The organism is Bradyrhizobium icense (assembly GCF_001693385.1).
GTDB lineage: Bacteria > Pseudomonadota > Alphaproteobacteria > Rhizobiales > Xanthobacteraceae > Bradyrhizobium > Bradyrhizobium icense.
The window spans coordinates 1,871,838-1,886,684 of record NZ_CP016428.1; the positions used below are offsets into that span (position 1 = coordinate 1,871,838).

Below are 14,847 nucleotides of genomic sequence, written 5' to 3' on the forward strand. Positions count from 1 at the left end.
GATTCGGCAAACCGAAGGACGGCATTCGCATGCGACTTTGAGCAACACTCATTCGGTTGCGTCCCCTACCAACATTTGAACAAGAGTGGCTTGACCGCCGACACTGACCATTTTCCGGCAAAAATGGGATCGCTGAGGATTTACGCGGGCAATTTCGTGACCGGATCGAGCTCCCTGGAGAGCAGGCCGCCGTCGATATGTTCTCAAGTTCGCGCAAAGATGTGCGCGGTCTCAATTGGCGGCCGTCACCATCTCAGCCGCCTTACCTGAAGCCTTCGTTCGATCCTCGATACTAAAGGGCTGTCTTCCGGCAGGTTATGTCGGAAGACAGCTCTCCGACTCCTAGTGGTGCCAGAAGTTCGCGTGCTGTTGCCAATCGTGGCCGCCCTGGCCGCCCAGCGGGCTCGTCGTCAGATCAGCGGACGTTTGCTGCCAGTGGTGACCCCATCCGTCCGATATCGACTCCCGCGAGACGGTCGTGGATGTACCGTTCGTCGTCGAATTATCAAACGTCTGCTGCCACCAGTGTTGGCCGCCTCGTGCCGAGTCCAGCGAGACGGTCGTCGTGGATGCATCATCCCTCGACGAATTGCCAAACGTCTGCTGCCACCAGTGGTGGCCACCTCGTGGCGAGTCCGGCGAGATGGTCGTCGTGGAATCGTCCGTCGACGAATTACCAAACGCCTGCTGCCACCAGTGATGGCCGCCTCGTATCCCGCCCGGCGCGGCGGCATCCGTGGTCGTGGAAGTACCGTCCGTGGTCGATGTATCGTCCGTGGCCGTGGATGTACCCCCGGTGGTTGTGGAAGTACCGTCCGTGGTCGATGTACCGCCCGTTGCCGTGGATGTACTGCCGGTGGCCGTGGAAGTACCGTCCGTGGTCGATGTATCGTCCGTGGCCGTGGATGTACTGCCGGTGGCCGTGGAAGTACCGTCCGTGGTCGATGTATCGTCCGTGGCCGTGGATGTACCCGCGGTGGTTGTGGAAGTACCGTCCGTGGTCGATGTACCGCCCGTTGCCGTGGATGTACTGCCGGTGGCCGTGGAAGTACCGTCCGTGGTCGATGTATCGTCCGTGGCCGTTGATGTACCTCCGGTGGTCGTGGGAGAACCATCCGTGGTCGAGGTTCCGTCCGTTGCCGTGGATGTATCGCCGGTGGACGGGCTGCTGCCGGTCGTTGTGCCCGTCGTATCCGAATCCGAGGCAGTCGGAGTCTCCTCCACCGGCTCCACCGGCGGCTCGTTGACCGGTGGCGGCGCAGCCGTCCCGTCCTCGCCCTCGTGGTTCTTGATCCACTCAGCTTTGGCCTGCTGCCAGTAATCGCGGGCCTCTTGCCCCTGAAGGACCGTCCACCCCTCCGGCGGCATGGGGTAGTCGTCGGGGAGGGGCGTGTCGGACAGGTTGAGGAGGAAGTTGTTCGAGGATTGGATGGTGTGGTCCCACGCGTCGAACATGCTGCGGTAGCTGTGGTGGTTGACATCCTCGATCGCGAAGACGTTGTTCTTGAACACCAGGTTCGGCGTGACCTCGCCGTTGGTCGCCGAGTCCGTCTTGATCATCGCCGAATGCGTCATCTCGCCCTCGTAGAGGTACGATTTCATGCGCATGAGGACGCCATCGAGCGTCACCGTCTGGTCGCTGCCGTCAACCGGGCTCGACGAGGACGGGTCGATGCTGATGCCGCCGAAGACACCGTCGAACAGGCTGTCACGGATGGTTCCGGTCTGCAGCCTGTCGTTCTCGACAGCGTCATCGCGGGCGTTGGTCACCCAGACGTCCTCGATGAGGAAGTTCTGGCTGTTCCAGGAGACGCGGACCGCGTCCCAAGTGTCGGTGATGCGCCAGTCGCGGATGACGACGTTCGGCGTGTCCTCCGTTCTGATGGCGGCCGAATTGCCATCGTTGTACACGGTGCGCCACTCGCTCGTCTGATCGATCTGTCCGTTGATCGTGCCGCCGTCGAGGACGGCGCCGGACGAGCTGTATACCTGGAACGGGTAGTCATTGCTGCCGCTCCCGGAGTTCGACTGGATCCACGACGCGGTCTCGGCGTCGATGACTGTTCCAGACGCGAGGCCGGATATTTTGTACGGCGTGGTGCCGTGGCTGCCGGTCAGGGTAATCGTACTCATCTACTGTTTCTCCATCCATCCTTTCGCTGTGCATTCACATGGACTGGCTCGGCGACAAACGAGGCTGAATGAAGGTCGCTTCGAGATAAGATGAGGGCTAGCTCACGGCGGCTGCATTGATGGAGCATTGATATTGTTGGAATATCAATCAATGCTTGCGAGAGCCCGCTGTGGTTGTCCGCGATGCAGAAGGTCATCGCCACCTGCGTCGACTCGAATCAAACATCACCAGATGGAGCTAACTTCTTGGTCTACGTGTTTGGCCCGGGCGATGCAGTCACGCCTTGAACAAGATCGATATCGCTCGCGCGGTCTCTGTCTTGCGAAAGCGATAGAAAGGCAACTTGAGAAGGAAATCGCCTAAATCCCGCAGGAAGCCCAGGCTGCAGTTGGGCATGGGCGTTCACGTACAAGGATTCAACCTGGCGGTACCACTTAAGGGCTGTCGATCGCTTCCAAAGGATACTTGGTCTCTCTCAAGAATTATGGCTCGGTCTCCTCTGTGCTGATGCGGGCGCCGCGCTTCCAGAGGAGCCAGTGATGGCTCGCTACTTCTTCCATGTTAGTGACGGCACTTTGGTGTTGGATGACGTCGGAGTGGAGCTACCCGACGTCGCGTCCGCGCAAACGACCGCGATCCAGTTGACTGCTGAAATCCTCAAGGATGGGATGTCGGGGCCGTTGTGGAGTGAGCTTTGCTGGCGAGTCGAAGTAACGGACAGCCCCCAAGTAGGCGGCCAAAGGTTCTTCGTGGTGAATTTTTCAATCACCTCATAATGCAGCGCCAAGTCGGCCTGACAAGGTCCTGATCGCTGTGGCTAACGTGGGTTGACTCGGTGGTAGTCTAGCCACACCGAAGCGCTGGCCCGGAAATTCGCGATGCTGCGCCATAAAGTTGTTATGGCGCGGGCGCGGGCGATCTCATCGGTCATTCGCAACAGTGGAGCCCGTTCCGCGGGAAGCTTCGAACGACGCCTCACGATCCTCCTGAGGGGCGTCCAGCTCCTGAACTTGTGAGATGGCGAGGGTCGCAAGCACCGTCCGATTGCTAACTTCGAGCTTCTGAAAAATATGATGAAGATGGACCTTGATTGTGCCATCAGTAACATTCAGTCGACGCGCAATTTCCTTGTTCGATAATCCCTCAGACACCAGGCGCATAATCTGACGCTCGCGGTCGGTGAGGGCATGCGTCGCTTTGGCCTTGTTCGTGGCTTCCTGAGCTGGTTCCAGCTCACTTGGAGCAGGCGGCGACAATCGCTGACGGTTCGCAACTTGCCGTAGAATCTGCAGCAGAAGCTTCGGCTCTATGTCCTTGGAGATAACACTGTAGGCCCCTCTCGAAGCCAGGCTCGCTATATCGCTGTCATGGATATAGCCAGTAAAAAACACCAAACGTGTGCGAAGTTTCTCCGCCCTAGTCACGGCGAGAATTTCTGGCCCACCGACATCAGGCAATGTCGGATCCACAATGGCGATCTCCGGCACAAACAACCTGATCGCTTCGATGCAGCTCGGTCCATCACCGCAGCAGGCGACTAATCTGAAATCACGTTCTGTCCCGAGTACGTCAGCCAGACCTTGCCGAACTATGGGATGGCGATCCGCAATAACCACACGAATACGATGCATACGCCAACTCCACAACGCGTAATCAAGAACGTCATCGAACTGTCACAAAATATCGCCCGTCATTTGGTTCTGTTATGCCAAGGGCAAAGGTGTGGTCCGGGCTTAACAGCAACGTAAGGTCGTTCGCTTATGGGAACCCAAGGGCCTGTTGTGTGACTGCGACATTCCGTACAAATACCGTGCTAGGAGAAATAGTTATAACAAAAGATATATGGTGATATCGAGCATTCAAATCTAACATGACAAACATGTGACGAAAACTCAGCGGGAAGACGGCGTCAGACTGACAGACTGGGTTTAACTGAAATCGATAGGCTGGGGGCCTAGGGGCCCATCACATACTGACGATTGCTTAGAAGGGCGGATTTTGAGCCGCACCGAACGCCTCGTTTTTGCTCGGAGTTTATCATGAAACGGCGACGCGATTTTGCAATCATTCTTGTCGGAGAACGTGGTCTACTTAGAGAGGGCATTGAACGCATCCTGCGCTCAGCCAACTTCCGTATCAGCGCTTCGGCAGCACCGGGCGATGATTTGATGGCTAGCCAGATTCAAGCCGACCAATTGCTTTTTCTGATCGTTCATACGGGCGATGACTTTGATGCCACGCTAGAGCAGATTGAGTTTCTGAGAAGCCGCCATCCCAATGCACGAGTCGCGATTGTCGTCACCCGCTATCGGTTGGAGGACGTAGTGGCAGCCTTTCGCGCAGGCGTTAACGGCTATTTCGCTGACGTCACGAGCTGCGAGGTCTTTGCCAAATCGGTGGAACTGGTGATGATGGGTGAAATCGTCTTTCCCCCGGCGTTTCTGTCATTTGCTCTTGTTGACGATCATCATGAGAGTAACCGGGCATCTAGCGTAAGCAGCAGTGGAGCGATGCTCACTGCAGGCACCGTCGACCCACGGCTCTCTCCGCGTGAGAGGTCGATTTTGCGCTGTCTGATCGAAGGCGATTCGAACAAATGCATCGCACGGAAAATCGAAATTGCCGAAGCTACCGTAAAGGTCCATATCAAGGCGATCCTTCGCAAGATCCAGGTTCAGAACCGAACACAAGCAGCGATCTGGGGGGTCAATCACGCGTTCTTGGCAGAGGCCCCCGACACCAGCTTGGTGCCCTCGAGCGCGAGCGCCGGCGGCGAACTTCCGGTTCCTCGCAATGGCGGAGAACGACAAATCAGACTTGAAAGCAAGTAAGATCGCAGGCATCGGATACGCATGAATGGGTGCGACGAAGCGAGCATCGTGGTCGCATCGGCGCGCGCCGCTTGCCGTTGAGCTCCACTGACCGAGGCACAAGCTCCCAAGTTTTCGGCCTGCCAGCCCTTTCAGCAGGAGCTGCGCTTGTTCGCTTGTTCGCGCAGCCTGTGGCGATGCATTTGGCTGCGATACCGCGAACTCTCAGCTCACCAGCCGGCCGGAAGAATCGCGTTTCCGTGCTGGCGCGGCAGCGGCTTCCGTAACCTGCTCGGGTGAAATGCCGTTCTTTGCCGGGACGAGCGGAGCTGCGCTTATGGCCCAAATAGCGGCCTGCGTGCGATTGTGGACCCGAATCTTCCGAAGGATCGATTTGACATGAACCTTCGCGGTGGCTTCGGAGATGGCCAGCTTGCGCGCTATGCTTTTGTTGGAATCGCCCTGAATCAGACAGCGCAGGATGGAGTGTTGCCGAGTTGACAGTGGCGCGAGGCTGGCTATGCCGCGCGGTACAAGTTCATTGGTTTCACCCATGATCCCGATCATATCGCCAGCATCGCCATTCTTATCGTCAGGGGTATCTATGTGGTGAGCTGCGTGGCCACTGTGGCTGGTTGCGCGGCTGCGGTCTTGCTGCTGACAAATGAAACTCAGTATTTCAGGAGGCAAAAACGTCACGCCGAGCATGACCAATTCAAGGGTCTTGATTAAAGTGTCGCACGGCGCTGCCTTGGCCAAATACGCGTTGGCACCCAGCCGAAACGCGGACATCATTGTACGCAGCTCACGCTGATGAGCCAGCATGGCCACGCGTCCTGCCGGATACCGCTGCTTGAAGGACTTCATTTGCGCGAATGCAGCATCGAAATCATCGCCGACATCGATGATGAGCAAGACGGGCTGCTGCTGAGGGAGCGAGTTCGGGGGCAGGTAGTCAAAACTGGATGCCGACGCGACAACATTAAAGCCAGCGGGACTTAAAACCCGAGCGAGGCCTTCCCGCAGCAGCGCATTTTGCCCGACAAGAACGGTATCCGTAGTTGCCCGATTCATGGTGGTCCTCGCTGATCTGGCTCGGCCTATTGGCCGTCCCGTGGCTATTCTGCCCCTTTGATCTTCAATCAGCGAAGCGCCACCCGCGCTCCGATTATCCGTGTCGCCCCATGTCGACCTCGCGATACTGGGCCTCCCAGGCCCCGCCTCGAAGAAGCTAAATGAAAGCCCAGCACAATCAAACGATCAAAATGATTACCCCTTTTAAGCAGGTGTGGAGTACTACGTTGTTCCACGCCTGGGGCGCGTACGGGAGTTCCGACGCCTTGACCACGCGTGTCCCCCGAAAGGATTCGGAACTCCCACGGGGCGAACGCCCATCGCGGGCGCGAGCGGGTGATGCGCGAGGCTCCTCGCCACGTGTTCGCTTCTGGGGAGCTACGCGAGCAGCAGTCCGTCACGGAGATCGATCTCGATCATGCGACCATCGCTGACGTGCGAATTCCCGTAATCGGCGACAAAGAGGTTTAGCTTGCCAGGATCGTCGTTAGGGTCGCTGCTCGGCGCGAGCTCGAGGTCCTTGACCTTGGTTGACGTGTCAGTGTTGCGGAATCCCACGAGTACGTCGAGCTTTTGCAGGATGTTGCCGCTGCGGTCGACGACCCAGATGTTTGGGCTGAAGCCACCGCCGACAAAGAAGACGTCGTGGGCGGCGTCGTAGGCCAGCGCCTCGGGATCCTTGATTTCTGCGGGCAGAGTGATGGTCGAAAAGACTTGCGTGCCGGTCTTGTCGATCTCGACGATCGAGCGGCCTCCAGCACTCCCGTTGGCGATAAACAGGTGGCCGTTGCTCGGATTGACCGCCACGTCCTCCGGGTCGTTACAGCCAAGGGGCTTCAGATCGAACTGCCCCTGTAGGGTGGTGGGATTGGCAGGGTCGACCCAGTACAGTTTGAACGAGTCGTCGTCGCAGAGGTACAGGCGGTTCGTGCTGGAGTCGTAGGCCAGGCCGGTCGGCTCATCCGTGAAATTCAAAAGGCTGAACGACTGGACGAGTCTGCCGTCGGGTTCCAGCCGCCACAGATTTGTAGTGCGGGAGAATGGGCTCTCCTCAACTTCCGAGTCGCAGACGAACAGTCCCATTCCAGGCACATAGGCGATCCCGGACGGATCCGTGCTGCCGAGCGCCGCCATGTTGGTGCTCGCGACGACTGTTGGTTCCAAGCTGCCGTCGTCGTTGGTAATGGTGCCGATACCCTGGCCGTCGACGATGGTGCCGCCGCTGGGATTGGTCAGGTTGAAGAAGAACGTCTCGTTGGGCTCGACGGTGGTGTCGCCGTTGATGGTCACCGAGACCGTCTGCGTCGCCTGTCCGGCTGCGAAGTTCAAGGTGCCACTGGTTGCCAGGTAGTCCGAACCAGCCGTCGCCGTGCCGTTGGCAGTGGCATAGTCGACGGTGAACCCCGCGGTCCCGGTGCGGCTCACCGTGAAGGTCGCCGTCTTGGTCCCGCTGTTGCCCTCGGCGATCGTGACATCGCTGATGGAGATGTCGCCGACGACCGCCGTCGCGTCGTCGTTGGTGATGGTGCCGAGCCCCTGGCCGTCGACGATGGTGCCGCCATTCGTGGCGTTGGTCAGGTTGAGGAAGAACGTCTCGTTGGGCTCGATGGAGGTGTCGCCGTTGATGGTCACCGAGACCGTCTGCGTCGCCTGTCCGGCTGCGAAGTTCAAGGTGCCACTGGTTGCCAGGTAGTCGGAACCAGCCGCAGCAGTGCCGTTGGCGGTGGCGAAGTCGACGGCGAACATCGCGGTGCCGGTGCGGCTCACCGTGAAGATCGCCGTCTTGGTTCCGCTGTTGCCCTCGGCGATGGTGACATCGCTGATGGAGATGTCGCCAACCACGGGGTTGCCGGTGGCCGCGGAAATCGCAAAGTTGCTGGCGCTGACGACGGCGCCTGTCTGCAGCCTTGCCAGCTCAATGCCGGTGGCGGCACCGGAGCCGTCCGGATCCCACATCACGGAGCGGGTAGTGGTATTGTACAGAAACTGGCCGTGGCCGGCGACCGTGCCCTGGTTCCCGGTCACGGTGGCGAACCAAGCCGGGTCCAGGACGAGGGTGCCCGAGCCATTGTCGACGAGGCCGTTGCCCTCACTCAACCCGTAGTCGCTGGCAGTGATGCCGAACTTGTCCTCGGCCGCGAAATCCGTGATGGTGACGGTGTTGGCTGCGTTGGCCGGGCCGAACACGAACGTATCGGCCCCCAAGCCGCCGGTGAGCGTATCCTTGCCGCCGCCGCCGCTGATGATGTTGGCGTTGGAGTTGCCGACGATCGAGTTGACCTGGGCGTTGCCCGTGGCGCTGATGGCGGCCGCGGATTCGAGCAGCACCAGCCGCTCCACGAATGGGCTCAGGGTGTAGCTTACGGTGCTGTAAACCCTGTCCTTGCCGCCGTCGTCGACGCCGGACGTTGTCGTCTCGCTGATGACGTCGTTCACATCGTCGATGAAGTAGTCGTCGTCGCCGGCCCCGCCGAACATGGTGTCGGCGCCGGCATCACCGTGCATGGCGTCGTTACCGGCGCCGCCAAACAGCGTATCGTTACCGGCGCGCCCATACAGGTGATCGCGCCCGCCCAGGCCCGAGATGGTATCGGCTTCGGCTGTGCCAATGAGCTTGGGATCGTCGAGTTCAGTGCCGGTAATGTTTGCCATAATGCTGGCTCCGGGCGGCAATTGCGTTTGCTGCTACACCCGCAGACGAACGATCAGGTTGGACGACAGGGATCGCCGTTAACACAACCTAACGATCCACGCCGCCGTAGGTAACTCCCGCTGTTGGACTACCTCATAGTTTCCGCCTGATATCGACCGATGGCCTTGCTGGATGCAGTCGCGTTGCGGCTCTGCCATGGCGCAAGAAGCCCACAGCTTGTCCCCTCTCGATGCCTCGCCGGGTTCACAACGGCATCATCGAAAAATCATCGCGAGCTCAAGCCGGCTGGCGCGCGTGCTAATCTTGAATTTCTGCAAAAATTTAGTGTTCCTGTTTTAACGGCCTGATCGGGTTAACTCCGCGTGGCGTAGTGTCACAACCGAAAAACGTTCTATTCTCATGCGCCTGCAGCGTGGAGGATCATCAATGGACAGAGACGAATAGTGCAGGCGATTTGAACCTCATGGACAGGTACTCAGATGCGCATCGCCATGATTGGCACGGGCTATGTGGGGCTGGTCTCCGGCGCCTGCTTTGCCGATTTCGGCCACCAGGTCACCTGCGTGGACAAGAATGCCGGCAAGATCGAAGCCCTGCGCCGAGGTGAGATCCCGATTTTCGAGCCCGGGCTCGACGCGCTGGTCGCCTCCAACGTCAAGGCCAGGCGGCTGGATTTTACGACCGACCTGACCGCGCCGGTGGCGGAAGCTGACGCCGTGTTCATCGCGGTCGGAACGCCCTCGCGGCGTGGCGACGGCCATGCCGACCTCACTTACGTCTACAGCGCCGCGCGCGAGATCGCAGCCGCACTGTCCGGCTTCACCGTGGTGGTGACCAAATCGACCGTGCCGGTCGGTACCGGTGACGAGGTCGAGCGGTTGATCCGCGAGGCCAATCCCACGGCTGACATGGTGGTCGCCTCCAATCCGGAATTCTTGCGTGAGGGCGCCGCGATCCGCGACTTCAAATATCCCGACCGCATCGTGGTCGGCACCGATAACGAACGCGGGCGCAAGGTGCTGGGCGACGTCTACCGGCCGCTGTCGCTCAACCAGGCGCCGCTGATGTTCACGGCGCGCCGCACCGCCGAACTGATCAAATATGCGGCGAACGCGTTCCTTGCCACCAAGATCACCTTCATCAACGAGATTGCCGATCTCTCGGAAAAGGTCGGCGCCGACGTCCAGCAGGTCGCGCGCGGCATCGGGCTCGACAACCGCATCGGCTCAAAGTTTCTGCATGCCGGTCCGGGCTTCGGCGGCTCCTGCTTTCCGAAGGATGCGCGCGCGCTGGTCAAGATCGCGCAGGACCATGACGTGCAGCTTCGCATCGTCGAGGCCGTGCTCGGCGTCAACGACATCAGAAAGCGCGCGATGGCGCGCAAGGTGTCGAATGCCGCCGGCAACCTGCGCGGCAAGACGGTCGCGGTGCTCGGTCTCACCTTCAAGCCTGATACCGACGACATGCGCGAGGCGCCGTCGATTCCGCTGGTGACGGGCCTCCTTGACATGGGTGCCAAGGTGCGCGCGCACGACCCGGCCGGCATGGAACAGGCGCGCAAGGAATTGCCCGATATCGAATATTGCGACGATCCCTACGTCTGCGTCCGCGGCGCGGATGCGCTCGTGATTATCACGGAATGGGCGCAGTTTCGCGCGCTCGATCTGAAACGGCTGAAGCGTGAAATGGCGCAGCCCGTCGTCGTTGATCTGCGCAACATCTATCGCCCTGAAGATATGGCAGCTCTCGGTTTCATCTACGAAGGCATTGGACGGCGACGAACGAGCCCGGTCAACGTTGTGGAGGGTGGCCGAGCGAGGATAGCATCATATACGCGACGCTGACCTTGGCGTAGGAAGCTACCATCGTTCCCGGTGTGCTTACGACGTTGAGGCAACCCAAGATAACTTCTATCTTGACGCGGTCGAAGGCCGATCTGGCGATGCCGGGCTGAGTAATGCGGCACTCTGGATACGGCAGGTAAACAGTCGAGATACGAAACTGCGAAGTGCCTCTCAAGGACACGATGTCGGATCAGGCAATATTGGTCACCGGAGCGGCGGGTTTCATCGGCTTCCACGTCGCGCGCCGGCTGCTGGCCGAAGGCCGCGCCGTGATCGGTCTCGACAATCTCAACGACTATTACGACCCGGCGCTGAAACGGGCACGGCTGGACATCCTGCGGGCGAAGCAGGGTTTTGCGTTCGAGCAGATCGATCTCGCCGATCGCGGTTCAATCGAACGCCTGTTCGAAAAACATCGCTTTGCAAGGGTGGTGCATCTCGCAGCCCAGGCCGGCGTGCGTTATTCGATCGATCATCCGCATGCCTATGTCGACGCCAATCTCGCAGGCTTCGTCAATGTGCTGGAAGGTTGCCGGCATCATGGCTGCGGCCATCTGGTCTATGCGTCGTCCTCGTCGGTCTACGGCGCCAATACCAAGCTGCCATTTTCGGTGGACGACAAGGCCGATCATCCGATCAGCCTATATGCCGCGACCAAGAAGGCCAATGAGTTGATCGCGCATTCCTACAGCCATCTCTATCGTCTTCCGGTGACGGGCTTGCGGTTCTTTACCATCTACGGACCATGGGGACGGCCCGACATGGCGATTTTCCTGTTCACCCGGGCGATTCTGGAGAGCGCCCCGATCAAGCTTTTCAACCACGGCAGGATGCGGCGCGACTTCACTTATATCGACGACGTGACCCGCGTGGTGTTGCGGCTGGTCGACCAGGCGCCCCGGGACGGCGGCCCGGCTGCCGGGGCACCGGCACGGGTTTACAATGTCGGCAACAATCATCCGGAAGAGCTGACCCATGTGGTCGCGGTTCTGGAGCGGGAATTGGGCCGCACGGCGGTCAAGGAGATGCTGCCGATGCAGCCCGGCGACGTGACCGAGACCTTCGCCGACGTCGCGGAACTGATGCGTGACACCGGCTTCAGGCCGCAGACCTCGATCGAGGACGGGCTTCGCGATTTTGTCGCCTGGTATCGTGACTTCTACGGGATTTCAGGATCCATCCCGTCTCTCTAACGCGTGGGCTCCGGGCGTGTGCAGGTCATATGGGTCACCAACAGCGGCGTCAGGCCAAGGCCCTTGACCCAGCGAAAAGATCCTCAGCACGCCAGGCTCGTTGCCCACATGCCCGGTGAGAATCTCGCGATTCCCGTCGATATAGGTGGAGGATGGAGAAAGCTCCGGCCGCTAAGGCGCCATACCACACCATCGGTGGAACGCGGCCGAGCGGGGTATCGTCATGTGATGAAGTCCCGCTGCCGCCTGACTTTGCTGGCCGAGAGGCGGCCGCGCCACCAGTCAACGGTTCGTTCCAGTCCGCGCCGCATTGGTACTTGCGGTGACCATCCCGTTGTCTTTACGAAGCTGGTGCAATCTGCGAGGAGCGCCCGCACTTCCGAATTTGGCGGCCGTAGACGTTTCTCGTCCTGCAGCACCGGCTTTTCGCTCGACGAAAGATCGACGATGAGATCGATCAGATCGGCGATCACGATCGCTCGCCCGCTGCCGGCGTTATATGCCTGACCAAATTCGATGCCGTCGGCCGATCCGGCGGCCATGAATGCGGCGGCGGTGTCTGTAACAAATGTGAGATCGCGCACAGTCGTCGCATCGCCAACCATGATGGCAGGACAGGAGGGATCGAGCGCCTGACGTATAATACTGGCGATGATCGCTCTTTCGCTTTGCCTCGGTCCAAAGGTGTTAAATGGTCGGAGGATCACGACCGGAACGCCAAACGACCTCGCATAGGCCTCTGCCATCATGTCCGCAGCTATTTTGGAAGCCGAATAGGGCGACTGTCCCTGTAGCGGATGGGATTCATCGATCGGCATCTTCAGGGCAGTGCCGTAAACTTCGCTGGTCGAGGTGTGAACGATGCGCTCGATTCCATGTTGGCGCGCCGCCTCAAGCACATGCAAGGTGCCGAGCACATTCGTTTCAACGTATGACTGTGGCGCGGCGTAGGAGTGAGGTATGGCAATCAAGGCCGCCAGATGAAAGACGACCTCGTGGCCGGGTACGAGGCGGCCGACAAATGCAGCATCGCGAACATCCCCGCGCACGACATGGACTTGCCGTCGCACCGGCTCCGGCAGATCGTCGAGCCAGCCATGGCTATCGAAAGAATTATACTGGGCAAGAGCAGTGACGTTGGCGCCCGCCAAAACCAGCGCTTCGGCCAGATGAGAGCCAATGAATCCGTCGGCTCCCGTCACAAGAACCTTTGCACCAAGGTATTTCTTTGTCGCCGGTCTAAGTGTCATGTTGTCGCTTCGCCTGATCGGCCCTTTCGCGCCAATTCGATCACAGATTGCATCACGATTGCGTAGCCGGCACGAAGAACCCAGCCGATATCCGAGGCCGCGGTTCGGCGCGAGTAATAGGCCAAGTCAATTTTCGCCTTGGCGGGAAAGATGACCTCTCGATAGAAGTCCTGCACGCTGGCACCGATCGGATAGAGCTTGCTTTCGTGTCGGAAGATAACCTGACACGGTCCGAACAGACCGGGCTTGTGCTCGAGGATCTCTTCGAAGCCGTTTACGAAACAGTCGGCGAATGCGAGCGTCTCCGGCCGCGGTCCAACAATGGACATGTCTCCGCGCAGAACGTTCCAGAGTTGCGGCAACTCGTCCAGCTTGGTCGCAGCGAGGATGCGGCCGATCATGGTCAGTCGGTCGTCATGCTCCATCGTGAGCGGGCTACCGCGGTCGTCGCAATCCGCTCTAAACTTTCGGAACTTGTAGATGCGAAATGGTGTTCCATTTTGTCCGAGGCGAAGCTGCGAATACAGAATTGGCCTGCCGCCTTGGAGCCAGATTGCGGCTGCGACGATCAGGAAAACGGGCACTAGAACGAATCCCGCGACCCCGGCACACAGGATATCAACCGTGCGTCGCAAACTCAGGTCTCGGGCTGACGATCGCGTGCCAAGCTGGTCTATTGTCGTGCTCATGCCTATGCCACCGCGCTAGTAGGAACCGGCGCACCAAGCGCGGCTGCCAGGGAATTGACGACATATTCGACGTCGGCTGGGGTCATTCCAGGATGGAGCGGCAATGTAAGCTCACGTTGGGCGAACTCTTCGGTATTCGGCAGAGCCGTGTCCGGATAAAGATCGTTATAGAACGTGAGGCGATGCACCGGCGGATAATGAACGGTGGTCTGAATACCGCGCTCGCGTAATCGGTCGATAAGAGATTGCCGGCGGATTGCTTTCGGCACAACGATTGGCAAAAGATGGTGCGCGGAGAGCCATGAGGCGTCGAAGGGCACCATCACCGATGGACAAAGCTCGAGAATTAACTGGCGATAGCGATGCGACAAATGTCGCCTGATGTCGTTCCATGCCGGCAATTTCCTCAGCTGTACGAGGCCGACTGCAGCGCGCAACTCGTCCATGCGGTAATTGAAACCGAGGATCGTTACATCATAATCCGGACGGCGACATGCCAGGCGCTGCCGGGTGTTACTTGTCATTCCATGGGATCTGGCTCGCCTGATCGTATCGCTCAAGGCTCGGCTCCGCGCAATTATCGCCCCGCCTTCAGCGGTGGTCATGTTCTTGTTGCCGTAAAAGCTGAATGCGGCCGCATCGCCGAACGTTCCGACCGCCGGCAACCCTGGCGCATGAGCGGCATCCTCGACCAGGAGCAAGCCTTTGCTGCGAGCGAAAGCTTGCCAAGCGTCACGGTCTGCCAGATAGCCGGCAAAATGCACGAGGATCACGGCTCTAGTTCGTGAAGTGCACTTGGCCCTGGCCTCATCCAGCGACATTAACGGGACGGCAGCCGACTCGACATCTACGAACACCGGCCGTGCCCCTACATAGAGGACGGCGTTGGCTGTTGCGACGAATGTGAGAGACGGAACGAGAACTTCATCGCCTGGCCCGATGCCGAGCGCGTGCAGGATCAGATGAAGCGCTGCCGTGCAGGAGCCAACGGCGATTGAGTCGTCGGCGTCGTGCATGCGGGCGAACACCTGTTCGAACTCGTGCACTCGATCGCCCATTGTGACCCAGCCGCTATCGATTACTGCGGCGAGGGCTGCCTTCTCGTCTGCTCCCAGTACCGGTTCTGATACCAACAGCATGTGGATGCCTTCCCGTTCGAGCCAAGCGAAATGTTGCAGAAGCATTTGGGCCGCGCGGGAT

At 59.5% G+C, this 14,847-nt stretch carries 11 protein-coding genes; 4 read left to right on the forward strand and 7 right to left on the reverse strand.

Annotated features, from left to right (window positions below):
* Positions 1–342: 342 nt before the first annotated feature.
* Positions 343–2,133: a right-handed parallel beta-helix repeat-containing protein gene (locus LMTR13_RS08825; protein ID WP_065727538.1), complete on the reverse strand. Its 1,791-nt coding sequence runs from the start codon at positions 2,131–2,133 to the stop codon at positions 343–345.
* Positions 2,134–2,673: 540 nt separating this feature from the next.
* On the opposite strand from LMTR13_RS08825, the gene LMTR13_RS08830 reads away from it, so the two are divergent.
* Positions 2,674–2,910 (forward strand): DUF6894 family protein, encoded by a 237-nt coding sequence (locus LMTR13_RS08830; RefSeq protein ID WP_065727539.1) that lies wholly within the window; start codon positions 2,674–2,676, stop codon positions 2,908–2,910.
* A gap of 144 nt (positions 2,911–3,054) precedes the next feature.
* Here the strand turns inward: LMTR13_RS08830 and LMTR13_RS08835 are convergent, their stop codons facing one another.
* Complete coding sequence (locus LMTR13_RS08835) at positions 3,055–3,765, reverse strand: LuxR C-terminal-related transcriptional regulator (RefSeq protein ID WP_065727540.1); 711 nt, start codon at positions 3,763–3,765, stop codon at positions 3,055–3,057.
* A 408-nt stretch (positions 3,766–4,173) separates the two neighbouring features.
* On the opposite strand from LMTR13_RS08835, the gene LMTR13_RS08840 reads away from it, so the two are divergent.
* The gene (locus tag LMTR13_RS08840; protein ID WP_083218921.1) at positions 4,174–4,965 is read left to right on the forward strand and encodes a LuxR C-terminal-related transcriptional regulator; all 792 of its coding nucleotides are present in this window, start codon (positions 4,174–4,176) and stop codon (positions 4,963–4,965) included.
* A gap of 204 nt (positions 4,966–5,169) precedes the next feature.
* On the opposite strand, the gene LMTR13_RS08845 is transcribed toward LMTR13_RS08840, so the two are convergent.
* Together LMTR13_RS08845 and LMTR13_RS08850 are read right to left on the reverse strand one after the other, a co-directional pair.
* On the reverse strand, positions 5,170–6,018 hold the full coding sequence (locus LMTR13_RS08845; protein WP_065727542.1) for a response regulator transcription factor: 849 nt from the start codon (positions 6,016–6,018) through the stop codon (positions 5,170–5,172).
* A gap of 378 nt (positions 6,019–6,396) precedes the next feature.
* Positions 6,397–8,670 carry a Calx-beta domain-containing protein gene (locus tag LMTR13_RS08850; protein WP_065727543.1) on the reverse strand — a complete coding sequence of 758 codons (2,274 nt, stop codon included), beginning with the start codon at positions 8,668–8,670 and terminating at the stop codon, positions 6,397–6,399.
* A gap of 480 nt (positions 8,671–9,150) precedes the next feature.
* Here LMTR13_RS08850 and LMTR13_RS08855 point away from each other — a divergent pair, with 480 nt between their 5' ends.
* Positions 9,151–10,515 carry a UDP-glucose dehydrogenase family protein gene (locus LMTR13_RS08855; protein WP_065727544.1) on the forward strand — a complete coding sequence of 455 codons (1,365 nt, stop codon included), beginning with the start codon at positions 9,151–9,153 and terminating at the stop codon, positions 10,513–10,515.
* A gap of 182 nt (positions 10,516–10,697) precedes the next feature.
* A complete protein-coding gene (locus LMTR13_RS08860) occupies positions 10,698–11,708 on the forward strand; it encodes an NAD-dependent epimerase (RefSeq protein WP_065727545.1) in 1,011 nt (336 codons plus the stop codon).
* Positions 11,709–11,929: 221 nt separating this feature from the next.
* Here LMTR13_RS08860 and LMTR13_RS08865 read toward each other — a convergent pair whose 3' ends face one another.
* From LMTR13_RS08865 to LMTR13_RS08875, 3 genes are all read right to left on the reverse strand, one after another.
* Entirely contained in the window at positions 11,930–12,958 is a 1,029-nt protein-coding gene (locus tag LMTR13_RS08865) for an SDR family NAD(P)-dependent oxidoreductase (RefSeq protein ID WP_065727546.1), read from the reverse strand.
* Positions 12,955–13,542: a sugar transferase gene (locus tag LMTR13_RS08870; protein WP_236843316.1), complete on the reverse strand. Its 588-nt coding sequence runs from the start codon at positions 13,540–13,542 to the stop codon at positions 12,955–12,957. The genes LMTR13_RS08865 and LMTR13_RS08870 overlap by 4 nt, the downstream gene beginning before the upstream one ends.
* A 107-nt stretch (positions 13,543–13,649) precedes the next feature.
* Positions 13,650–14,786 carry a DegT/DnrJ/EryC1/StrS family aminotransferase gene (locus LMTR13_RS08875; protein WP_065732537.1) on the reverse strand — a complete coding sequence of 379 codons (1,137 nt, stop codon included), beginning with the start codon at positions 14,784–14,786 and terminating at the stop codon, positions 13,650–13,652.
* Between the last annotated feature and the right edge of the window lie 61 nt (positions 14,787–14,847).

Coding starts and splice junctions, on each gene's coding strand:
- LMTR13_RS08825 (WP_065727538.1), bottom strand. CDS start 2,133: ATGAGTACGATTACCCTGACCGGCAGCCACGGCACCACGCCGTACAAA.
- LMTR13_RS08830 (WP_065727539.1), top strand. CDS start 2,674: ATGGCTCGCTACTTCTTCCATGTTAGTGACGGCACTTTGGTGTTGGAT.
- LMTR13_RS08835 (WP_065727540.1), bottom strand. CDS start 3,765: ATGCATCGTATTCGTGTGGTTATTGCGGATCGCCATCCCATAGTTCGG.
- LMTR13_RS08840 (WP_083218921.1), top strand. CDS start 4,174: ATGAAACGGCGACGCGATTTTGCAATCATTCTTGTCGGAGAACGTGGT.
- LMTR13_RS08845 (WP_065727542.1), bottom strand. CDS start 6,018: ATGAATCGGGCAACTACGGATACCGTTCTTGTCGGGCAAAATGCGCTG.
- LMTR13_RS08850 (WP_065727543.1), bottom strand. CDS start 8,670: ATGGCAAACATTACCGGCACTGAACTCGACGATCCCAAGCTCATTGGC.
- LMTR13_RS08855 (WP_065727544.1), top strand. CDS start 9,151: ATGCGCATCGCCATGATTGGCACGGGCTATGTGGGGCTGGTCTCCGGC.
- LMTR13_RS08860 (WP_065727545.1), top strand. CDS start 10,698: ATGTCGGATCAGGCAATATTGGTCACCGGAGCGGCGGGTTTCATCGGC.
- LMTR13_RS08865 (WP_065727546.1), bottom strand. CDS start 12,958: ATGACACTTAGACCGGCGACAAAGAAATACCTTGGTGCAAAGGTTCTT.
- LMTR13_RS08875 (WP_065732537.1), bottom strand. CDS start 14,786: ATGCTGTTGGTATCAGAACCGGTACTGGGAGCAGACGAGAAGGCAGCC.